Origin of the sequence: Leifsonia sp. C5G2 (assembly GCF_013359685.1) — a bacterium.
Lineage (GTDB): Bacteria > Actinomycetota > Actinomycetes > Actinomycetales > Microbacteriaceae > Leifsonia.
Map to the genome: position 1 here is coordinate 1 of NZ_JABFMV010000019.1, position 19,876 is coordinate 19,876.

Below are 19,876 nucleotides of genomic sequence, written 5' to 3' on the forward strand. Positions count from 1 at the left end.
GCCTACCTCGGCGCCTGCCCCCGCCCCGGCCATCAGCTCCTGAGTTGTTCGAGCGACACGCCGTCGCGCGGTCGAACAACTCAGGAGCTGATGGCTGGGGCGGGGTCAGGCGCCGAGGTAGGCGGCGTGGAGCACGTCGGGGGAGGCGGCGAGGTCGGCGGCGGCGCCGGCGTAGGTGACGCGGCCGGAGGACACGACGAGAGCGTCGGTCGCGACAGAGAGGGCCAGGTGCGTGAACTGCTCCACCAGGAGCACGCCGACGCCCGACTGCGCGAACTGCTCGATCACCGGCAGCAGCCGCATGAACACCACCGGAGCGAGTCCGAGCGACATCTCGTCGATCAGCAGGTAGCGCGGCCGCGACGCGAACGCGCGTGCGAGCACCACCATCTGCTGCTCGCCGCCCGACAGGAGGCCCGCCGCGCTTCCGCGCCGCTTCTCCAGCTCCGGGAAACGCGCGAGCGCCTCCTCCGTCGCGTCCGCCGAGCCGGCGGTGAGACGGATGTTCTCCTGGACCGTCAGCGACGGGAACACCGCCCGCCCCTGCTCGATGTGCACGATCCCGCGGCGCGCCCGCTGCACCCGCGACAGTCTCCCGATGGCCGTGCCGTCTGCGGTGATCGTGCCCCCGCTCGGGGCGACGATGCCGGAGACGGCCTCCAGCAGGCTCGTCTTCCCCGCGCCGTTCGGGCCGACGAGGGCGGTGATGCGCCCCGGTTCGACCGCGAGGCTGACATCGCTGATGACGGGACCGGCGCCACGGCTCACCGTGACCGAGTCGAGGACGAGCGCGTCGGCGTTCACAGCATCTCCGTTTCACCCATGTAGGCCTTCACGACGGCCGGGTCGGCCAGCACCTGCTCCTGCGGGCCGCTGGCGAGCACCTGGCCGAAGTCGAGCACGGTGATCGTGCCGCACACCGACCGCACCAGATCGAGGTCGTGCTCGATCAGGATGATCGACACTCCGAACCGCGCCGGGGCCCGCAGCAGTCGCTCCCCGAGCTCGACGTGCTCCTCATGCGACAGACCGGCGGCCGGCTCGTCGAGGATGAGCACCCGGGGACGCGACAGCACGTTCGCGGCCACCTCCACCAGGCGGCGGGTGCCCACATCCACGCTCTGCAGGCGCGTGCGGGCGGGCGGGCAGCCGAAGAAGGCGAGGGTCTCCTCGACCTCGCCGAGGGCGACACGGCGCCGGGCGACGAACCGCACGTACGCCTCGATGGTCAGGGTCGGGGGCACGCGGTCCTGCTGGAAGGTGCGCCGCAGCCCGAGCCGCGCGCGCTTGGCGGGCGACAAGCCCTGCAGCGGCCGGCCGTCCAGCGAGACGGAGCCGGTGTGCTGGGGGAGGAAACCGGTGACCGCGTCGGTGAACGTCGACTTCCCTGCGCCGTTGGGCCCGATGAGGCCGACGATGGTCCGCTCCGGCACGACCAGGCTGACGCCGTCCAGCGCCTTCACCTGCCCGAAGGCGACGCCGAGGTCGTCGACGACCAGGACGGGCGCACCGGCAGGTGCCGCGGCGGGGCTCTCGGCGGCGCCGAGGGCGACGTCGGCGTCGAGCGGCGCCGTCGGCCGCGGCGGCGTCCTCCTCGCCTGCCGCTTCCACCAGGCGTTGCGGATGCCCTGGCCGAGGTTGCTGCCGCTGGTGAGCGCCTGCACGCCGAGCACGCCGAAGATGACGAAGGCCCAGTCCTGCGGGATGCCCCAGCGCTTGAGCAGCTCCGGCACCGCGACCCAGAGGATCCCGCCGAAGACCGCCATGTCGATCAGGTAGGCGCCGGACATCACCGCGAGCACGTACAGCGCGAGCGACTGGATGGGCGTGAACGAGCTGGCGAACGGCAGGCCGACCTGCCCGGCGATGAGACCGCCGCTGATGCCGGCGAGCGTGGCGCTCACCGCGAACGCGGTCAGCTTCGCTCCGCGCACGCTCGCGCCGACGGACGCCGTGCCGCGCTCCGAGAACGCGACCGACTTCCAGCTGGAGCCCCAGCGGCCGCTCTGCAGGAAGTACACGGCGATGCCGCACACGACGAGCACGAGCACGCTGAAGAAGAAGTACGAGCGGTCGTCGCTGAACGCGTCGGGCCGGAGCACCGGGATCCCGTCGGTCGAGCCGGGGAACTGGATCTGCACCAGCGTGACATCCGCGGCGGCGGCGAAGCCGAGGGTGACCACCGCGAGGTTGACCCCGCGCAGCCGCAGAGCGGGGAGGCCCACCAGCACGCCGACGATGCCGGCGGCGGCGGCGCCCAGGATCAGCCAGACGATGAAGCCTCCGGGTGCCTGGAGCACGTTGAGGAGCGAGACCACCCAGGCGCCGACCGCCGCGAAGGTCAGCTGGCAGAGGGCGATCATCCCGGCGCTGCCGGTGACGATGCCGAGTCCCAGGATGGCGATCGCCGCGACCACGGCGCTCACGGCGAGGAAGACGAAGTAGCCGGAGAGCGACTCGCTCAGCAGGTAGCCGACGCCGAGGGCGAGAAGCCCGGCGGCGAAGGGGAACGCGATCCTGACCGCGCGGGAGGAGCTAGCGCGCTGCATCCCACACCTCCTTGCGCTGGGTCCACAGAAGGAAGACGACGATGAAGAGGAACGGGAGGAAGTTGCGCACGAACGACACCTGGTCGATCTGCGCGACCAGCCCGCTGAGGAGGCCGAGCACCAGGCCGCCGACGACCGCGAGGTCGAGCCGGCGGAACGCGCCGAGGAGGGCGGCGGCCGAGGCGGGGACGATGAGCATCGACAGGCTGGTGGCGTCGTTCGACTGGGAGGGCGCGACGATGACGATCGCGAGTGCCGAGATGACCCCGGTCACCGCCCAGACCGAGACGCTGAGGGGCTTCGACGGGATGCCGATGAGCTCCGCCGTCGTCGGCCGCTCGGAGAGGGCCCGCAGCTTCGTGCCGATCGACGTGCGGGTGAGCATCAGCCGGCAGCCGACGGCGACCACGATCGCGAGCGTGACGGTCACGACCGTGACCTGCGAGATCACGACGCCGCCGACGCTGAATGCGGGACCGGCGATGATCGGCGCGAACGGCTGCGGCTTGTTGCCGAACAAGATGAATGAGAGCGAGATGAGCAGCAGCAGCGGTCCGACGGTCACCGCCGAGCGGGTGGTGGTGTCCGCCTCGGCGAGCCAGGTCGCGACGATGAGCCCGATGACGGCGCTCAGCGCGCCGCCGAGCAGCACGCCGAGGGTCGAGGCGACCCAGATCGGCCACCCGGCATGGCTCACCAGCCACACGGCGACGAAGCCGCCGAACATGCCGGTCGCGGCCTGCGCGAAGTTGACGACCCGCACCAGGCGGCTCATCAGGGTCAGGCACACCGCCAGCACGGCGTACAGTCCGCCGGCGGCCAGGCCGGCGAGGGCGCCCTGCAGCATGGGCGGCTCCTTTCGAGGGGATCGGGATGTGGGCGCCCGGCCGGCGGCAGCAGCTTCCGCCGCCCGGGCGCCCGGTCGTGCGGGCTACTTCTGGGGGATGCGGATCCAGTCCTGCCCGTTGAGCTCCCATTTATTGGTCCCGGTGGTGAGCTTGATCGGCCAGCCCGCGGTGTTGTCCGCGTGGGTCTTGCCGGTGCCGAAGACGTACGGCGTTCCCACCATCGGGTTGGTGATCTCCTTCATCTCGTGCAGCGCCTTGGTGACGGACTCGCGGGTGATGTCGCCCTTGATGCCCTGAGCCACCTGGATGAAGTACTTCGCGGCGAGGTAGCCGCCCTGCGAGAAGGAGGTGAGCGGGATGTCGTTCTTCGTCATCAGGTCGCGCCAGTCCTTGTTGATGTCGCTCGACGCGTCCGTGAACGGGTAGAACTCGGCCGGCACGTAGATGCCGGCGCCCGCGTCGCTGACCGCCTTGGCGAAGTTGTCGGAGTAGACGCTGGTCAGGTAGAGCCAGTTGACGTCCTTCCAGCCCTGCGCGTTCGCGGCCTTGACCTGCGCGATCGCGTCCGGCTCGACGGGGTTGATCGCCAGCGCCTTGCAGCCGGCGTCCTTCGCCTTGACGATGTAGGGCGTGTAGTCGCTCGCGCCGTACGGCACGGTGTCGTCGACGTAGAGCGGCTTCTTGCCCGTGATCTCCGTCCAGCGGTCGATCGCCTTCTGGTAGGCGGGGCGGGTGGAGCCGGCGATCTCGAGCAGCACGCAGATGTCGTCGAGCTTCGCGACCTCCGAGCCCCAGTACAGGGTGAGGGTCATGTCGTTGAACGGCCCGACGTTCGCCGGGGCGATGTTGGGGCTGTTGAAGCATCCCGTGTCGACGCCGATTCCCGGCACCGAGAGGATCTTCTGCTGCTCGTAGTACTTGGCGTTGATCTCGCACTCGATCAGGCTCGCGGAGCCGACCATGGTGACGGCCTCGTCGCTGCCGACCAGCTCGCGGGCGTTCGCGGAAGCGGTCGCCGGGTCGCCCTTGTCGTCGAGCGCCTTGTAGTCGATCTTGCGCCCGTCGATGCCGCCCTTGGCGTTCTGGTCGGCGAAGACGGCGGCGGCCGCCTGCGACGCCTCCGGGAACGTCGCCGCGCCGCTCTTGGTGTTCACGGAGCCGACGACGATCGGCGCGTCCGCGCCGCCTCCGCCGCCGCCGGAACAGCCGCTCAGGACGAGTGCTGCGGATGCGGCGACCGCGGCCGCCGCGTAAAGAATGTGCTTCCTCATGTGCGCTTCCCTGCCTCTGAAGGTGCGCCACGACCACTCCGTCGTGGCTTTCGGTGTTCCGACGGTAGGGCCGTGGCGCTCTCCGCCTGTTGACTGTGCCCGCATCCCTCTTGTCCGCCCGCGCCTGTCACGTGAGGGCGGCGCGCACGAGCGCGGTGTCGGTGAATTGCTCGAAGGCCACGACGCGGCCACCGGCGAGTCGCCAGACGTGCGCGACGCGTGCTTCGAAGAAGCGGCCGGTGGCGCGGTGGGTGCCGCTGTACGTGCCGATCCCGATGACGGTGTCGCCGCCGTCGATCAGTTCGTCGATGGCGGCGGTGTAGCCGTCCCACTCCGCGCCGATGCGCTCGAAGACGCCGCGGCGGACCTCCTCCGGCCCGATGTAGGTGCCGGCGTAGGGGAATCCGGCCATCTCGGTCCAGCGTGCGTCGGGGGCGAGTGGGGCGAGCATCCCGTCGATGTCCCCGCGATCGCTCGCGGCGTAGTGATCGCGGATGATCTCGTGATTGCTGGGCAATGTGTTCTCCGTTCAGACGGGCTGGGCGTCGGGATACGACACCGAGCCGAGCGGGTAGATGTGGCCGCCGGCGCGGGAGTGCTCCGACTCGCCTGCGCCGTTCAGGCCGAGGAAGATGCCCGTGGTGCGCAGTGCGTACCCCAGGTCGTGCAGCCAGACGCTGGCGACCGCGATGCGGAACTCGCGGAAGCAGAACAGGTACAGGCCGTCCTGGAACTTCCACACGGTGGACAGGTCCATGTCGCCGTGGCCGCGCTGCACTCCTTCGAGGCACTGCCAGGCGTAGCGCCGGCTGGAGACGTACACGTGCTCGTACAGGTGGTGCGGGCTGTAGCGATAGATGTTGCGCTTGCCGATCAGGTCGCGAGAGGGGGCGGGCACTTCGCCGGTCGGCTCGCCGCCGTCGGTGACGGCCGCGTGGAACTCCTGCCTCACGCGCGGCTCGCCCTCCACCTCCTCCTCGCCGATGCGGGAGAACGTGACCAGCGCGCGGTGGGTGGAGGTGGAGTAGACGATGGTGACCGCCTCGCGCTCGCGGCTGGTCAGCGGCAGATTCACGAACACGACATCGTCGCGCACGGCGACGGCGTCGTACGGGTCGCGGACCCCGTTCCAGACGACCTCGTCGGCGTCGAAGGCGAGGTCGAGCCGGGAACCGTCGTCCAGGGTCAGTGCGATGCGCGTCCCGGTGAGGTGGGCGCCGGGGAGGCGGTAGGTGTCGATCCCCGCGGCGAACTCGTCGTAGGTGCGCCACTCGTCGGCGGCCGGATCGGTGGTGGTGTCGGACATCTCGTTCCTTTCGTGGTGCAGGGGCTCAGCGCAGCGAGTAGCCGCCGTCGATGAGCAGGTCGGTGCCGTGGCAGTAGCCCGCCTCGTCGGAGAGCAGGTAGAGGGTGCCGGCCGCGATCTCCTCGATCGAGGCGAAGCGTCCGGCGACGGTCCCGGGCAGCCAGGCGGGATGCATCCCCGCGTCGGCTTCGAGGAACGGCGTGGAGACGTAGCCGGGGGAGACGGTGTTGACCCGCACGCCGCGTCCGCCCCACTCCACGGCGAGGTCGCGCACGAGCGCCGTCACGCCGGCCTTGGCTGTGTTGTACGCGACGGTGCGCTGCGGCACGTTGACCACCCGGTTCCCCGACATCGAGGCGATGGCGACCATGCTGCCGCGACCCGCCGCGAGCATCGGCCGGGCGAACGCGCGCAGTGTCAGGAACACGCCCCGCAGGTTCACCGCGATGACGGCGTCGAAGTCGGCGACGGCGAGATCCTCAGCGGGGGTGTCGGCCCCGCGGATGCCCGCATTGGCGACGACGTGATCCACCCGGCCGCCGCTCAGCGACAGGACATCCGCCGCCGCCCGGGCGACCGAGTCCGCGTCGGAGACGTCGCACGGAACATGCTCGCCGACTCCTCCCGGCCCGAGGTCCAGCCCGAAGACCTGCGCCCCCTCCGCCTCCAGCCGGGAGGCGATCCCGCGGCCGATGCCGCTGGTCGTCCCCGTCACGACGGCGACGCGGCCGCCGAAGCGGCCGGGGCCGGGCCCGCCGTTCACGCGGCGGCCCAGGGGTCGACGACGACCTTGACGACGTCGTCGGCGCGGCTCTCGATCAGGTCGTAGGCCGACGCGACGCCCGCGAGCGCGACCCGGTGCGTGACCAGCTCCTCGAAGGGATGCTCGCCCCGCTCCAGCAGGCGGATCGCCGGCTCGAACCCTCCGGCCGACAGGAACGACGGCAGCAGGTCGATCTCCCTGGTCAGCAGGTCCTCGTCCGCGAGGAAGGTGACGGGGGCGGCCGCGCCGCAGGCGCCGGCGAGCACCACCCGGCCGCCGCGGCGCACCAGGCGCACGGCCTGCTGCTGGGCGGCGGGAGTTCCCGCGATCTCCAGGACCAGGTCGGGTCGCCTGCCGCCGAGTACCCGCCGCACGGCGGCGTCCACTGCCTCCGCGGTTCCCGCCTCGCGGAGGTTGACGGTCGCATCGGCGCCGAAGCGGCGCGCGAGCGCCAGCCGGTTCTCGCGGGTGCCGACCACGACGACCCCGCCTGCGCCCGCCGAGCGGGCCGCGGCCGCCGCCAGCAGCCCGACCGGGCCGGGACCGATGACGACGACGTCCTCGCCCGGGGCCAGGCGGCCGCGCCCGAGGGCGCGGCACGCGACGGCGAGCGGCTCGACCAGGACCGCGCGGCGCCACGGGAGTCCGTCGGGCAGACGGTGCACCACCGCCTCCGCGGGCACCCACAGGTGCTCGGCGTAGCCGCCCCAGAGCCCCGGCTCCACCGTCGCCGGGATGTTGACGCCCAGTTGGCGGCCCGGCCCCGAGACGGTCGCGGGGTCGTCCGCCTCGCACAGGTTGTAGCGTCCCTCCCGGCAGCGGGCGCAGGAGCGGCAGGGGAGCAGCATCTCCACCGCCACGGCGTCGCCGACCGCGAGGCCGCGCCGCTCTGCCGCGTCGCGCCCGATCGCGGCGACCTCGCCGACGAACTCGTGGCCGGGCACCAGGGGGAAGGGGTCGCCGATGTGACCGGCGAGGAGGTGCAGGTCGGTCGCGCAGACCCCGACCAGGGCGACGCGGAGGAGAAGGTCGCCGGGACCCGGCTGCGGGAGGGGCGCCTCGCGCAGCTCGATCGCACCGGCGCGGGGGAACACCACCTGGTGGGTCGTCGCGGGGAGGTCCGCCGTGCGCTCCCGCCGTTCGCCCGGCGCGGAGCCCGTCGCTGCCGTCGGGGCGGCCGTCGGCGCGGCGGGCGAGGGTGATGCGGACATCGGGCCTCCGTTCCGCCCGGGCAGCTCCGCCCGGGCGGACCCATCCTCCGCGGCTCGGTCCCGCCCCCTCAACGGGCGTGCGGCATCCCTACGCCCACGTCCAACGCCCGTTCCCTCCCGCACAAGTCGCCCGGACGAGAGGCCCGGTCCGATCCCTGGGTCGCGGCACGCCGTATCCGCGTCGGGACTGCGGCGTGTTGCGCCCCACGGATGCGGCCCCGTCTCCGGGTCAGCGGGAGGAGGCGCGCAGCTCCGACGGGGATTCGGCGTAGGCGGCCTTGAAGACCCGGCTGAAGTGGGCCGCGTCGACGAAACCCCAGCGGGCGGCGATCGCGGCGACCGGCCGGTCGGCGTACAGCGGGTTGAGCAGGTCGCGCCGGCAGCGCTCCAGCCGGCGGGAGCGGATCCACGACGACACCGTCGTGCCCTGCTCGCGGAACAGCCCGTGCAGGTGCCGGGTGGAGATGAAGTGCGCGGCCGCGATCTGCCCGGGGCCGAGATCCGTCGAGGCCAGGTTGGCGTCGATGTAGCCGCGGATGCGCTGCATGAGCTGGTGGTGCGGGTCGACGGGGCCGCGGGTCACGTCCAGTTCGCTGGCGAACATCGTCGTCACGAGGTCCAGCGCGCTGTGCGCCAGCCGGGCGCCGGTCGCGCCGTTCAGCTGGTCGAGGTTGCCGACCAGCTGGGCGAGGAACGGGACGATGATCCCGCCGATGCCCTGGCGGCCGCTCATGCGCACGGCCGTGAGCTGCGCCACGACGTCCGGCGGCAGGTCGATCAGGTGCTTGGGGAACATCACCACCATGGTGCGGAAGTCGTCGTCGAAGACGAGCGAGTAGGGGCGGTGGGTGTCGTACACGGCCAGGTCGCCGGGCTGCAGCACGGCCTCCCGGTTGTCCTGGATGAGCAGCCCGGTACCCGAGAGCATGAGACTGAGCTTGAAGTAGTGCCGGTCGGCGCGGGCGATCAGCTCGGGCGTGCGCTCGACGACGTGCTCGGAGGCGCTGACCTCCGACACGTGCACCTCGTCGGCGGCGGCCGAACGGATCCGGCCCCAGAACGGGTCCGGGCGGTCGCTGGTCACATGGAGCGGCACGAACGACTCCGAGACCGCGGTGCGGAACTCGCTGAAGGTTCGGGCGATATTGGTGGTCACGCGGTCGCTGTCGCGTGCCTGCTGGGGGATGCTGAGCACGGGCTTCACCTCACTGAGGGGATCGGACGACGTTGTATACGATCCGTGATGTGGATCGTAGCATCCGCTTCCGCGCCGCGGCCAGCGATCCGCCGCGATCGTCGTTCGCGGACCGGCAAGCACGCTGCGCGGCGCGCCAATCCTCGCGGCCGCACTGCCTCCTACGGTGACAGCATGAGCGTCGCCGTCCCCGACAGGCTCCTGCCCGTGCTGGTGCCGGCGACCTCCCTGGCCGCGACGGCGGGCATGGCCACGTCCGCCGTCGCGCTGCTCCCGGCCATCGCCGCCGCCGGCGGGCTCGTCGCGCTCGCGGCCGCCTCCGGCCGGCGGGGCGGACCCGCCCACCTGGCCGTCGAACCGCTCGGGATGGCCTTCATGCTGGTCCTCGCCGCCCTCCACGGCCGCGGCGAGACGACGGCCCTGGCGCCGCACGGCCACGACCACGGCTACGGGCCGGGATGGGTGCTCCCGGCACTCACACTGGCGGTCGTCGTCCTCTCCGTCCTGTGCCTCGGCTCCGCGCTCGTCCACGTCCTCCGGCTGCGGCCGCGGCGGGCGCACGCGCCCCAGGACCGCCGTCCCTCCCGCGCCCGACGGCGGCCGTCGGCGCCGGCCGCCGTGCTCTCGTGCGTCTCCGCCGCCGCGATGTGCGGGATGACGGCGCACATGCTCGTGGGCTGACGGCGCCCCCGGACTTGTCCGTCCCCGCACGCCGCTGTGCCCGGCGTGCGGGATGCCGCCGGGCGCCCTGCGCGCGCCGACGCCCGTCGATATCGTCGGTCGCGCACGCCCCCGGGCGCCGCCGCAACCTGAGGAGAACGCCATGACCGCCGCCGCTGAGACCGACCTGCTCGAGCGTGTGCCCACGGACCTTGCCATCGGGGGTGCCTGGCGCGCATCCGCCTCCGGTGCCACGTTCGCGGTCCACGACCCCGCCACCGGGCGCGAGCTGGTGCGGATCGCGGACGCGACCGTCGACGACGGCCGCCAGGCCCTCGACGCCGCGGTCGCCGCCGCCGACGGCTGGGCGGCCACCGCGCCGCGCGTCCGCGCCGAGATCCTCCGCCGCGCATTCGACCTGCTGCAGGAGCGTCGCGACGACTTCGCCCTGCTGATGACGCTGGAGATGGGCAAGCCGCTCGCCGAGGCGCGAGGCGAGGTCGCCTACGGTGGCGAGTTCCTCCGCTGGTTCTCCGAGGAGGCCGTGCGCATCTCCGGCCGTTACGCGACGAGCCCCGAGGGCACCGGGCGGATGATCGTCAGTCAATCGCCGGTCGGCCCCTGCTACCTGATCACGCCGTGGAACTTCCCGCTCGCCATGGCCACCCGCAAGATCGCGCCGGCGCTCGCCGCGGGCTGCACGGTCGTCATCAAGCCGGCGGCCCTCACGCCCCTGACGACCCTGTACTTCGCGAAGCTGCTGGAGGACGCGGGGCTCCCCGCCGGCGTCGTCAACGTGATCACCACGACGCGCTCCGGTGCGGTCTCGGCCGGGATCCTCTCGGACCCTCGGCTGCGCAAACTCTCGTTCACCGGCTCCACCTCGGTCGGACAGCGTCTGATCGAGCAGTCGGCGCAGAACGTGCTCCGCACCTCCATGGAGCTCGGCGGCAACGCCCCGTTCGTCGTGTTCGACGACGCCGATCTCGAGGCGGCCGTCGAGGGTGCGCTGCTGGCCAAGTTCCGGAACGTGGGCCAGGCCTGCACGGCCGCGAACCGGTTCATCGTGCACGAGGCCGTGGCGGAGGAGTTCGCCCGGCGCGTCACCGAGCGCGTGCAGGGCATGAAGGTCGGCCGCGGCACGGAGGAGGGCGTGGCGATCGGCCCCCTCATCGATGAGGACGCTGTGGCGAAGGCGGAGGAGCTCGTCGCGGACGCGGTGCGGCGCGGCGCCGCGCTGCGCACCGGCGGCTCGGCGGTGGAGGGCGACGGCACGTTCTACCAGCCGACGGTGCTGTCCGGCGTGCAGCCGGGAAGCGAGATCCTGCGCCAGGAGATCTTCGGCCCGGTGCTCGCGATCGCCACGTTCGCCGACGAGGACGACGCCGTGCGTCTGGCCAACGACACCGAGTACGGCCTCGTCTCCTACGTCTTCACGAGGGACCTCGCCCGCGGCCAGCGGATGATCGAACGCCTCCACACCGGGATGATGGGCCTGAACGTCGGCGTCGTCTCCAATGCGGCTGCACCGTTCGGCGGTGTGAAGCAGTCCGGTCTCGGCCGCGAGGGCGGGCTGGAGGGGATCCACGAGTACCTGAACACCAAGTACACCCTCACGCCGGACCCGTTCCGCGGCTGAGCGGCGCGGGCGCCGCCGCCGTCGTCGGCGTCCGAACACCGGCCGTTGCGTCGGATGCGAAATCGTATATCATTGCCGGATCGGAGCGCCGCTCCGGACAACGATGTCGCAGCATTCCGGGAGTACACAACGATGAGCACATCCCCTTTCACCCCGACGGGAAGCATCCGTTCGCAGACGGACCGCCGCCGGGTCGTCTTCGCCACGGTGATCGGCACCACCGTCGAGTGGTACGACTTCTTCATCTACGCCTCGGCCGCCGGGCTCGTCTTCGGCGAGCTGTTCTTCGCGCCGGCGGGCCCCCAGTTCGCGACCGTGCTGTCGTTCCTGACGGTGGGCGTGAGCTTCCTCTTCCGTCCCCTCGGGGCTTTCCTCGCGGGCCACATCGGCGACCGCTACGGGCGTCGCGTCGTTCTCGTCGCGACCCTGATCCTCATGGGGGCGTCGACCGCGCTCGTCGGCCTGCTGCCGACCTACCAGGCGATCGGGATCGCCGCGCCCATCCTGCTCGTGCTGCTGCGCGTCCTGCAGGGCATCTCCGCGGGAGGGGAGTGGGGCGGGGCCGTGCTGATGGCCGTCGAGCACGCCCCCACCGCGAAGCGCGGGCTGTTCGGGGCGTCCCCGCAGATCGGCGTCCCGCTCGGACTGCTGCTCGCCTCCGGCACGATGGCCGTCATGACCGCGGTCGCTCCGGGTGACGCGTTCCTGGCCTGGGGCTGGCGCGTGCCGTTCCTGCTCTCGATCGTCCTCATCCTGATCGGCTACTGGGTGCGCCGGCGGGTGGAGGAGAGCCCGGTGTTCACCGAGATCGCGGAGCGCCGCGAGCGCACCCGCATGCCGATCGTGCAGGTGTTCCGCAAGCACTGGCTGCTGGTGATCGTGGCCGCCTTCGTCTTCGCGGGCAACAACGCCGTCGGCTACATGACGACGGGCGGCTACATCCAGAACTACTCGACCAACCCGGAGGGCCCGCTGAAGCTGGACCGCGGCCCGGTGCTGTGGGCGGTCGCGGCCTCGGCGGTCACCTGGCTGCTCGCGACCTGGTTCGCCGGCTGGCTGAGCGACCGCATCGGCCGACGCACCACGTACATCGTGGGCTGGATCCTGCAGCTGGTCGGAGTCTTCACCCTCTTCCCGCTGGTGAACACGGGAAGCATCGGCCTGCTGTTCCTCGGGCTCGCCATCCTGACGATCGGCCTCGGCTTCACCTACGGTCCGCAGTCCGCGCTGTACTCGGAGCTGTTCCCGGCCTCGATCCGCTTCTCCGGCGTCTCGATCGCGTACGCGATCGGAGCGATCCTCGGCGGCGCGTTCGCACCGACCATCGCCACCGCCCTGGTCCAGGCAACGGGGACCACCCTCTCGGTCACCTGGTACCTCGCGGGGATGACCGTCCTCGGGCTGCTGGCGACGCTCGTCCTGCGCGACCGCACCGGCATCCCACTCGGTCCGGACCACGAGGCGGAGCAGGCGGTCAGCCCCATCCGGGGACTCTCCCGCGAGCCGGAGCCCGCGCGCGGCTGAGCCCGGTGCGGAGCTCAGCCGGCCAGGAACCGCAGCAGGTGCGGGGCGAGGGCGTCGGCGGCGACGTCGTGGGTCTGGCCCGCGACGACCTCGACGCTCCCGTCCTGCGCTCCGGTCGCCACCCCCTCGGCCCCGAGGCGCAGGAAATCGGGCGTCTGCTCGCCCGCGAGCGCCAGCACCGGGACGGTCAGCGCCTGCAGCAGGTCGTCGGGCACGAGGCTGTCGCCCATTGCGGCGTCGTCGTACGCGAGCGTCGGGGCGAGGGCGAGCGTCGCGTCCCAGCCGGGGGAGCGGCGCATCCCCTCGATGCCCGCCTCCGGCACGCCGACGCGACGGAGGAAGAGCTCGACCGCCGCCGCTCGGTCGCCCGAGGCGAGCGCGGCGAGCAGGTCGTGGGTGTAGGCCTGCGCGGACGGCAGCATCGGGTCGGGGAGGTACGGCGGCTCGTAGACGGCGACGCGGGGTACGCGGTCCGGGCCGAGCGCGACGGCGGAGGCGAGGGCGAGCGCGCCGCCGGACGACATCCCGAACAGCGCCGCTGTGCCGCCCGCGGCCTCCACCAGGGCGGAGAGGTCGTCGATCTCGCGGGCCACCGCGTCCGCGCGCGCGGACGGATCGGCGAGGGCGTCGCTGCTCCCGCCCCGCCCGCGGCGGTCGTACAGCACCACCGTGAGCCGGCCGCGGAGGGCGTCAGCGATGGGCCGCATCGGGCCGGCGTCGCGGAAGCACATCGCGCCGTCGACGAGGATCACCGCGGGGCCGTCGCCCGCGATCTCGTACTCGAGGGAGGTTCCGTCTGAAGAGGTGACCGTGCTCATGACGGACACTGTAGCCGCGGGCCCCTCCCCGGGGTTCAGCGGCCCTGCCGACGGCGGACCCAGAAGCCGATCAGCACGCCGCCGCCGATCGCGACGAGCACGCCGATCCCGCGCACGAGCCACTGCACGTCGCCCGTGGCGGCATCCACCGCGAGCGGGCCGCCCAGCCCCACCACCACGAGCAGCACGCCGAGGACCAGGAACCACGGCGACCCGTTCGTGCGCTCGACCATGCCACGAGCCTACCGGCGAGCGGAGGGCCGGGCACGGCCGAGCGGCGACGTCACGGCAAGTAGTAGGTCGGGTTGGGCAGCTTGACCGTCCGGTCGGCGTAGCCGCCGATCAGGTCGCTGTACTGGTCGCCGACGTTCGCGACGATGTCGTAGCCGCCTCCCTGAGCCGACTCGATGTGCTTGCGGGTCTGCGACTTGTACTCGATCGTCGTGCACTTCGCCGTGGCACAGGCGATGTACGACGGCTGCTGGGAGGCGCCCGTGCCCGTCCACTTGGTGTAGAAGTTCTGCGCGGTGAAGCCGGTGTACCCGACCTTCGCCAGGTTGCCGAGCGTCGCAGCCTTCTGGTCGTCGTTCCGGCCGGTCAGCCCCACGAGGGTGCATCCCGCCTTCTGGGCGACGGCCGCCAGCGTGGTCATGTGCGGAGTGGCGGGGAAGCGCTGATCCTGGACCCACACGTTCTGCTCGACCGGGTCGAAGGTGAAGTGCATGTCCGCCACCTCCATGTCGTACGTCCAGAGCGTGGTGTCGTCGGTGTCGAGCACGATCGCCGGGTTCTTGTGCAGCTTCTTCCCGACGAAGCACTGCGCGGCCACCACCGGCGCCTGGCGTTGCACGATGGAGCGCAGCTCGCGGATATAGGGCGAGTCGCTCTTGTTCGCGATGCCGGTGCCGGGGTCGCCGTAGTAGGTGGCGATGGTCTTCTTTACGGAGTCGATGTTCGGGATGCCCTCGCCTCCCTGGGTGGCGCCGCTCGAGCCGTCGGCCGCCATCGAGAAGTGCGTGCGCGGCGACAGCTGCGGCTCGCTCACCCCCGGCAGGTCGGGCGACGGCAGGTAGTACGTCGGGTTCGGCAGCTTCAGCGCCTGCTCGGCGTAGCCGCCCTGCAGGTCGGACCACTGGTCGCCGACGTTGAGCGTGATCGTGTAGCCGAGGTCCTGGATGTGCTTCCGCGTCAGAGCCTTGTACTCGACGGTCGTGCAGCTCGCGGCAGCGCAGGTGATGTACGACGGCTGCTGGGAGGCGCCCGATCCCGTCCACTTGGTGTAGAACCGGTCCGCCGTGAACGCGGTGTAGCCGACCTTCGCCAGGTTGCCGAGGGTGGCGTCCTTCTGGCCGTCGTTGCGACCGGTCAGGCCGAACACCGTGTAACCCATGGCCTGCGCCTGGTTGACGAAGTCGACCATCCCGGGCGTCGCGGGGAACCGCTGGTCCTGCACCCAGACGTTCTGCTCGGTCGGGTTGAAGGTGAAGTGCATGTCCGCCACCTCCATGTCGTACGTCCAAAGGGTGGTGTCGTCGGCGTCGAAGACGATCGCGGGTTTCTGGCCGTGGCGGACGGCGCGGTCGTAGTCCCGCTTCAGCTCCGACTTCTCCTTGCCGAGGATGCCGCCCAGCTCGCGGATGTAGGGCGAATCGCTCTTGTTCGCGATGCCGGTGCCGGGGTCGCCGTAGTAGGTGGCGATGGTCTTCTTCACCGAGTCGATGTTCGGGATGCCCTCACCGCCCTGGGTCGCGCCGCTGGAGCCGTCCGGCGCCATCGTGAACGACGTGCGCGGCGTCAGCGCGGCGTCGCCGTGGCCGGGATCCCAGGCGACGGCGGCGGGGGCGTCCGCGAGTCCGACGCCGAGCGCGAGCGCGGCGACGCCGGCGGCGGCCACGATCGCGCGACGGAGGCGGGAGGGGGAGGCGGGGGTGTGAGACATCGGCGCACCTTTGCGTTCGCAGGAGTCTGCCCCTGTTCGGGGGACAGGGGCAGCCTAGCGACAGAGCCGTCGCAACGAAAGCGCGGCGGAGCGCAACACTCAGCGGGAGTGAAGTGGACCCCGGTAGCGTTGTGCACCGTATGAGCACCGACACCCTCGACACGGCCGCCCTCCGCGCGGACTTCCCGATCCTCTCCCGTGAGGTGAACGGGCACCCCTTCGTCTACCTCGACTCCGGGGCCACCTCGCAGAAGCCGCGCCAGGTGCTCGACGCCGAGCGTGCATTCGCCGAGCGGTACACGTCGGCCGTGCACCGCGGCGCCCACACCGTGGCGGGCGAGGCGACGGAGCTGTTCGAGGACGCCCGCGCCCGCGTCGCCCGGTTCGTCGGCGCGCAGCCGGAGGAGCTGGTCTGGACCTCCAACGCGACGGAGGGCGTCAACCTGCTCGCGTACGCCATGTCCAACGCGTCCCTCGGCCGCGGCGGGGCCGCCGCAGAGCGCTTCCGCCTCGGGGCCGGCGACGAGATCGTCGTGACGGAGGCCGAGCACCACGCCAACCTCATCCCGTGGCAGGAGCTGGCCGCCCGCACCGGTGCCACGCTCCGGGTCATCGGCCTGACCGACGACGGCAGGCTGCGGCTCGACCAGGCGGCCGAGCTGATCGGACCGCGCACCAAGGTCGTCGCCTTCGCGCACGTCTCCAACGTCCTCGGGGGCGTCAACCCGGTGGCCGAGCTGGTCGCCCTCGCGCACGAGCACGGCGCCGTCGCCGTTCTCGACGCCTGCCAGTCCGTCCCGCACCTCGCGGTCGACCTCCCGGCCCTCGATGTCGACTTCGCCGTCTTCTCCGGCCACAAGATGCTCGGGCCGACGGGCATCGGAGCGCTCTACGGCCGCAGCGAGCTCCTGAACGCGCTGCCGCCGTTCCTCACCGGCGGCTCCATGATCACGCACGTGACGCTGGAGGGCGCCGAGTACCTTCCGGCACCGCAGCGCTTCGAGGCCGGCACGCAGCGGGTCTCCCAGGCGGTCGCCCTCGCCGCGGCGGTCGACTACCTCGACGCGGTGGGCATGCCCGCGATCGCGGCGCACGAGGAGGCGCTCGGCGAGCGGCTGCTCGCCGGGCTCGGCGAGCTGGAGGGCGTCCGCATCCTCGGTCCCGGCCCCGGCGTCCCGCGGGTCGGGCTCGCCAGCGTCGTCGTGGACGGCATCCACGCGCACGATGTCGGCCAGTTCCTCGACGACCGCGGCATCGCGGTCCGCGTCGGCCACCACTGCGCCCAGCCCGTCCACCGCCGGTTCGACGCGACGGCGAGCACGCGCATCAGCACCTACCTCTACAACACCGCCGACGAGGTGGATGCGGCCGTCGCCGCCCTCGCCGACGCTCGCGTCTTCTTCGGTGTCGCGACAACGGGAGGCGCCCGATGAGCGACCTGCAGAACCTCTACCAGCAGGTCATCCTCGACCACGCCAGGGAGAAGCACGGCTACGGGCTCGCCGGCGACGAGGCGGCCAGCTCGCACCAGTACAACCCGACCTGCGGCGACGAGGTCACCGTGGGCGTCCGCACCGAGGCGGACGGCCGCATTGCCGCCATCGCCTGGGAGGGTCACGGCTGCTCGATCTCGACTGCCTCCGCATCCCTGCTGAGCGACCTCGTCGAGCACGTCGACCGCGAGCAGCTGGCCGCCTCCATCGCCGCCTTCCGCGAGCTGATGCACTCGAAGGGCGCCCTGGAGGGCGACGAGGAGCTGCTCGGCGACGCGGTCGCGCTGGCCGGCGTCTCCAAGTACGTCACGCGCGTGAAGTGCGCCATGCTGCCCTGGGTCGCCCTGGAGGACGCGCTCCTCAAGTCCGCCTGACCCGCGCCGCTCCGTCGGCCGTAGCCGACCGCGACTGCGGTCCCGCGGAACGAGTGCGCCCGCGCGACCCGCCGCACTCGTCCCCAGGGGTCGCAGTCGCGCGGCGCGCGTCCGGGAGCCGGGTCAGGGGACCGGCGCCAGGTCGACCTCGTCGGCGATCGCCTCGAGGGCCGACGGCAGGGACGGGAACGTTGTCCCGTAGACCAGTCCGGAGGGGCCGGCGGCCGTCCATGCCTGGCCACCCCGGGTGACGCGGCCGACGAGGTACCGACGATGCCCGCCGAGCACCTGCCGCTGGGCGATCGGGAGGGTGAGCGGGAACGCGTAGACGTCTCCCTGGGGGCTGACGACCAGCTCCCAGCGGGCCCGCCCCGGGTTGAACTTGCTCGTGAAGATGCGCGACATGATCGACCGTTTGTACCGCGCGGCCGCATCCCGTCGCCATGAAGATGACGACCTGTTGCGAAAGCCTGCGCTGGCGCCGCCCTGCGAGCGTCATCCGCCGAGACGCGCCAGCCACTCGGTCAGGATGCGCTCCAGCGCCGCCGCGTCGGCCGGGTCGAGCTCGTCCAGCAGCCGGCGCTCGTTCGCCAGGTGGTCGGTGACGGCGGCATCGATCGTCGCGCGTCCCTGTTCGGTGAGCCGGATGACGCGGCCGCGGCCGTCGGTCTCGGAGGAGCGGCGGGAGACGAGTCCGACGCGTTCCAGGCGGTCGAGGCGCTTGGACATGCCGCCGGTGGTGATCATCGTGTGCTCGGCCAGCTCGCCGGCCGTGCGCTCGTAGGGCGCGCCCGCGCGTCGCAGCGTGGCCAGCACGTCGAAGTCGCCTTCGGCCAGCCCGTGGGCGCCGTAGACCGTGGTGAGCTCGGTCGTGAGCCGCGCGGCGACACGGTGCAGCCTCCCGATCACGCCCTGGGGCGAGCTGTCGAGGTCGGGTCGCTCGCGGCGCCACTCCGACTGGATGCGCGCGACGGCGTCGGGTTCTGTCTCCATGCCCTTCACAGTACCTTCCATGGAAGCTAAAGTAGCTTCCATGGAAGATAATTCATCGAAGGGCGCCTGGCGGTGGATGCTCGTCACCGCCATCGCCCCCGTCGCCTGGGGCTCGACGTACGTCGTGACCCGCGCCGTCCTGCCGGCGGAGCCGCTGTGGGGCGCCGTCATCCGGGCGCTGCCGGCGGGGGTGCTGCTGCTCCTGCTGAGCAGGAGACGGCCGCGCGGCGCCTTCTGGTGGCGTTCGGCGGTCCTCGGCGTCCTCAACACGGGAGGCTTCTTCGCCCTCGTGTACGCAGTGGCCCAGCGGCTGCCGTCCGGCATCGCGGCGACGGTGATGGCGGCATCGCCCCTCGTGATGATGGCCGCCGCCCGGATCGTGCTGGGCCAGCGGCCCCGGGTCGTCGCCCTCGCCGGGGGAGTCGCCGGCATCGCGGGCGTGGCGCTCATGCTGTTCGGCGGCGACGGCACGATCGACCCGGTCGGCGTGCTCCTCGCAGTGGTCGCCCTGGTCGCCTCCTCCACCGGCTTCGCCCTCGCGACGCGGTGGGGCGGCGTCGACCTGGTGGCGTCCACGTCCTGGCAGCTCCTCGCCGGCGGCCTTCTGATGCTGCCGTTCGCCCTAGTCGTCGAAGGCGCGCCTCCCGCCCTCGACGCCGCCGCCCTGCTCGGCTTCGCCTACGTCACGGTGATCGCGACCGCCCTGGCCTACGTGGCCTGGTTCGCAGGACTCCGGCACCTCCCGGCCGGGCCGGTCGGGCTCGTCGGCCTGCTCAATCCCGTGACCGGGGTGGTGCTCGGCGCCATCGTCGCCGGGGAGGTTCTCACCCTCCGGCAGCTGCTCGGACTCGCGATCGTGCTGGCGGGCATCGCCGCGGGACGCGTGCGCCTCCGGGCCGGTCAGTCGCCGAGGGACTCCAGGAAGCTGCGCGTCGGCGCTAAGAAGGTCGACCCGGTCGCAGCCGTGGAGAAGTCCAGGATCCGGTCGTAGGTCACCCCGGGGTGAGGGTCACTGCTCCGTCTCCTGTGTCGGAGACGGTTGCAGCAGTGCCCCAGCCCAGTGCCACCGCGATCGCGATCGACAGGCTGAGCAGGACGATCGCGGTGGTGAGGATCGCCACCGAACGGTGCCGCCGCCGGGCCAACCGCACCGAGACCCAGATCACGAGGGCGACCGCACCGATGAGTGCGGGCCACACGAGCGGGGCCAGAAGGCTGACTGCCACGGAGGCGGCAAGCAGCCGGCGGTCGGTCACGCCCGGGTGGGTCCGATCCACGGCGGGGGCAGTCATG

The 19,876-nt window shown here is 72.1% G+C and carries 21 protein-coding genes; 6 read left to right on the plus strand and 15 right to left on the minus strand.

Translation table 11 applies throughout. The annotated features are described in order from the left end of the window. Positions 1-105: 105 nt before the first annotated feature. The 9 genes from HNO83_RS18380 to HNO83_RS20480 all read right to left on the minus strand — a co-directional run bounded on the left by HNO83_RS18380 (position 106) and on the right by HNO83_RS20480 (position 9,134). Positions 106-804 (minus strand): ABC transporter ATP-binding protein, encoded by a 699-nt coding sequence (locus HNO83_RS18380; protein WP_175338984.1) that lies wholly within the window; start codon positions 802-804, stop codon positions 106-108. Then, the gene (locus HNO83_RS18385) at positions 801-2,549 is read right to left on the minus strand and encodes a branched-chain amino acid ABC transporter ATP-binding protein/permease (RefSeq protein ID WP_175338985.1); all 1,749 of its coding nucleotides are present in this window, start codon (positions 2,547-2,549) and stop codon (positions 801-803) included. Before HNO83_RS18385 ends, HNO83_RS18380 begins: the two co-directional genes overlap by 4 nt. Continuing rightward, complete coding sequence (locus HNO83_RS18390) at positions 2,536-3,396, minus strand: branched-chain amino acid ABC transporter permease (protein WP_175338986.1); 861 nt, start codon at positions 3,394-3,396, stop codon at positions 2,536-2,538. The genes HNO83_RS18385 and HNO83_RS18390 overlap by 14 nt, the downstream gene beginning before the upstream one ends. 84 nt (positions 3,397-3,480) lie before the next feature. Beyond that, entirely contained in the window at positions 3,481-4,668 is a 1,188-nt protein-coding gene (locus tag HNO83_RS18395; RefSeq protein WP_175338987.1) for an ABC transporter substrate-binding protein, read from the minus strand. Positions 4,669-4,795: 127 nt separating this feature from the next. After that, on the minus strand, positions 4,796-5,185 hold the full coding sequence (locus tag HNO83_RS18400; RefSeq protein WP_175338988.1) for a nuclear transport factor 2 family protein: 390 nt from the start codon (positions 5,183-5,185) through the stop codon (positions 4,796-4,798). Between the two features lie 12 nt (positions 5,186-5,197). Further along, on the minus strand, positions 5,198-5,974 hold the full coding sequence (locus tag HNO83_RS18405; protein ID WP_175338989.1) for a MoaF C-terminal domain-containing protein: 777 nt from the start codon (positions 5,972-5,974) through the stop codon (positions 5,198-5,200). A gap of 25 nt (positions 5,975-5,999) precedes the next feature. Next, complete coding sequence (locus HNO83_RS18410) at positions 6,000-6,737, minus strand: SDR family NAD(P)-dependent oxidoreductase (RefSeq protein WP_175338990.1); 738 nt, start codon at positions 6,735-6,737, stop codon at positions 6,000-6,002. Next, positions 6,734-7,948, minus strand: coding sequence for a zinc-dependent alcohol dehydrogenase (locus HNO83_RS18415; RefSeq protein WP_175338991.1), 1,215 nt, complete (start codon positions 7,946-7,948; stop codon positions 6,734-6,736). The genes HNO83_RS18410 and HNO83_RS18415 overlap by 4 nt, the downstream gene beginning before the upstream one ends. Positions 7,949-8,177: 229 nt before the next feature. Next, on the minus strand, positions 8,178-9,134 hold the full coding sequence (locus tag HNO83_RS20480) for an AraC-like ligand-binding domain-containing protein (protein WP_175339030.1): 957 nt from the start codon (positions 9,132-9,134) through the stop codon (positions 8,178-8,180). A 183-nt stretch (positions 9,135-9,317) separates the two neighbouring features. Between HNO83_RS20480 and HNO83_RS20485 the strand changes: the two genes are divergently transcribed. The 3 genes from HNO83_RS20485 (at position 9,318) to HNO83_RS18435 (ending at position 12,966) form a co-directional block, all read left to right on the plus strand. Next, positions 9,318-9,824, plus strand: a complete 507-nt coding sequence (locus HNO83_RS20485; protein ID WP_175338992.1) for a hypothetical protein — start codon at positions 9,318-9,320, stop codon at positions 9,822-9,824. A 142-nt stretch (positions 9,825-9,966) separates the two neighbouring features. Beyond that, entirely contained in the window at positions 9,967-11,442 is a 1,476-nt protein-coding gene (locus HNO83_RS18430) for an NAD-dependent succinate-semialdehyde dehydrogenase (RefSeq protein ID WP_175338993.1), read from the plus strand. A gap of 132 nt (positions 11,443-11,574) precedes the next feature. Beyond that, a complete protein-coding gene (locus HNO83_RS18435) occupies positions 11,575-12,966 on the plus strand; it encodes an MFS transporter (RefSeq protein WP_175338994.1) in 1,392 nt (463 codons plus the stop codon). 14 nt (positions 12,967-12,980) lie between these two features. Here the strand turns inward: HNO83_RS18435 and HNO83_RS18440 are convergent, their stop codons facing one another. Genes HNO83_RS18440 through HNO83_RS18450 form a run of 3 tightly spaced genes read right to left on the minus strand, consistent with a single transcriptional unit; the run spans position 12,981 to position 15,723 of the window. After that, positions 12,981-13,784, minus strand: coding sequence for an alpha/beta fold hydrolase (locus HNO83_RS18440; RefSeq protein ID WP_175338995.1), 804 nt, complete (start codon positions 13,782-13,784; stop codon positions 12,981-12,983). Between the two features lie 35 nt (positions 13,785-13,819). Beyond that, on the minus strand, positions 13,820-14,017 hold the full coding sequence (locus HNO83_RS18445) for a hypothetical protein (RefSeq protein WP_175338996.1): 198 nt from the start codon (positions 14,015-14,017) through the stop codon (positions 13,820-13,822). Positions 14,018-14,067: 50 nt separating this feature from the next. Next, a complete protein-coding gene (locus HNO83_RS18450) occupies positions 14,068-15,723 on the minus strand; it encodes an HAD family acid phosphatase (protein WP_175338997.1) in 1,656 nt (551 codons plus the stop codon). Between the two features lie 140 nt (positions 15,724-15,863). On the opposite strand from HNO83_RS18450, the gene HNO83_RS18455 reads away from it, so the two are divergent. Together HNO83_RS18455 and sufU are read left to right on the plus strand one after the other, a co-directional pair. Beyond that, positions 15,864-17,156 (plus strand): SufS family cysteine desulfurase, encoded by a 1,293-nt coding sequence (locus HNO83_RS18455; RefSeq protein WP_175338998.1) that lies wholly within the window; start codon positions 15,864-15,866, stop codon positions 17,154-17,156. After that, the gene (sufU, locus tag HNO83_RS18460; RefSeq protein ID WP_175338999.1) at positions 17,153-17,590 is read left to right on the plus strand and encodes a Fe-S cluster assembly sulfur transfer protein SufU; all 438 of its coding nucleotides are present in this window, start codon (positions 17,153-17,155) and stop codon (positions 17,588-17,590) included. Before HNO83_RS18455 ends, sufU begins: the two co-directional genes overlap by 4 nt. Before the next feature lie 123 nt (positions 17,591-17,713). Here sufU and HNO83_RS18465 read toward each other — a convergent pair whose 3' ends face one another. Together HNO83_RS18465 and HNO83_RS18470 are read right to left on the minus strand one after the other, a co-directional pair. Beyond that, positions 17,714-17,995: a hypothetical protein gene (locus HNO83_RS18465; protein ID WP_175339000.1), complete on the minus strand. Its 282-nt coding sequence runs from the start codon at positions 17,993-17,995 to the stop codon at positions 17,714-17,716. A gap of 90 nt (positions 17,996-18,085) precedes the next feature. Further along, positions 18,086-18,583: a MarR family winged helix-turn-helix transcriptional regulator gene (locus HNO83_RS18470; protein WP_175339001.1), complete on the minus strand. Its 498-nt coding sequence runs from the start codon at positions 18,581-18,583 to the stop codon at positions 18,086-18,088. A gap of 76 nt (positions 18,584-18,659) precedes the next feature. Between HNO83_RS18470 and HNO83_RS18475 the strand changes: the two genes are divergently transcribed. Continuing rightward, positions 18,660-19,574: an EamA family transporter gene (locus HNO83_RS18475; protein ID WP_175339031.1), complete on the plus strand. Its 915-nt coding sequence runs from the start codon at positions 18,660-18,662 to the stop codon at positions 19,572-19,574. Between the two features lies 1 nt (position 19,575). On the opposite strand, the gene HNO83_RS18480 is transcribed toward HNO83_RS18475, so the two are convergent. Then, positions 19,576-19,875 (minus strand): hypothetical protein, encoded by a 300-nt coding sequence (locus tag HNO83_RS18480; protein ID WP_175339002.1) that lies wholly within the window; start codon positions 19,873-19,875, stop codon positions 19,576-19,578. Position 19,876 lies beyond the last annotated feature (1 nt).

What these genes read in the sequence shown, in the direction of transcription:
- HNO83_RS18385 (WP_175338985.1), bottom strand. Translation starts at nt 2,549, where the DNA reads ATGCAGCGCGCTAGCTCCTCCCGCGCGGTCAGGATCGCGTTCCCCTTC.
- HNO83_RS18390 (WP_175338986.1), bottom strand. Translation starts at nt 3,396, where the DNA reads ATGCTGCAGGGCGCCCTCGCCGGCCTGGCCGCCGGCGGACTGTACGCC.
- HNO83_RS18395 (WP_175338987.1), bottom strand. Translation starts at nt 4,668, where the DNA reads ATGAGGAAGCACATTCTTTACGCGGCGGCCGCGGTCGCCGCATCCGCA.
- HNO83_RS18405 (WP_175338989.1), bottom strand. Translation starts at nt 5,974, where the DNA reads ATGTCCGACACCACCACCGATCCGGCCGCCGACGAGTGGCGCACCTAC.
- HNO83_RS18415 (WP_175338991.1), bottom strand. Translation starts at nt 7,948, where the DNA reads ATGTCCGCATCACCCTCGCCCGCCGCGCCGACGGCCGCCCCGACGGCA.
- HNO83_RS20485 (WP_175338992.1), top strand. Translation starts at nt 9,318, where the DNA reads ATGAGCGTCGCCGTCCCCGACAGGCTCCTGCCCGTGCTGGTGCCGGCG.
- HNO83_RS18430 (WP_175338993.1), top strand. Translation starts at nt 9,967, where the DNA reads ATGACCGCCGCCGCTGAGACCGACCTGCTCGAGCGTGTGCCCACGGAC.
- HNO83_RS18435 (WP_175338994.1), top strand. Translation starts at nt 11,575, where the DNA reads ATGAGCACATCCCCTTTCACCCCGACGGGAAGCATCCGTTCGCAGACG.
- HNO83_RS18440 (WP_175338995.1), bottom strand. Translation starts at nt 13,784, where the DNA reads ATGAGCACGGTCACCTCTTCAGACGGAACCTCCCTCGAGTACGAGATC.
- HNO83_RS18445 (WP_175338996.1), bottom strand. Translation starts at nt 14,017, where the DNA reads ATGGTCGAGCGCACGAACGGGTCGCCGTGGTTCCTGGTCCTCGGCGTG.
- HNO83_RS18450 (WP_175338997.1), bottom strand. Translation starts at nt 15,723, where the DNA reads ATGTCTCACACCCCCGCCTCCCCCTCCCGCCTCCGTCGCGCGATCGTG.
- HNO83_RS18455 (WP_175338998.1), top strand. Translation starts at nt 15,864, where the DNA reads ATGAGCACCGACACCCTCGACACGGCCGCCCTCCGCGCGGACTTCCCG.
- sufU (WP_175338999.1), top strand. Translation starts at nt 17,153, where the DNA reads ATGAGCGACCTGCAGAACCTCTACCAGCAGGTCATCCTCGACCACGCC.
- HNO83_RS18465 (WP_175339000.1), bottom strand. Translation starts at nt 17,995, where the DNA reads ATGTCGCGCATCTTCACGAGCAAGTTCAACCCGGGGCGGGCCCGCTGG.
- HNO83_RS18470 (WP_175339001.1), bottom strand. Translation starts at nt 18,583, where the DNA reads ATGGAGACAGAACCCGACGCCGTCGCGCGCATCCAGTCGGAGTGGCGC.
- HNO83_RS18475 (WP_175339031.1), top strand. Translation starts at nt 18,660, where the DNA reads ATGCTCGTCACCGCCATCGCCCCCGTCGCCTGGGGCTCGACGTACGTC.
- HNO83_RS18480 (WP_175339002.1), bottom strand. Translation starts at nt 19,875, where the DNA reads ATGACTGCCCCCGCCGTGGATCGGACCCACCCGGGCGTGACCGACCGC.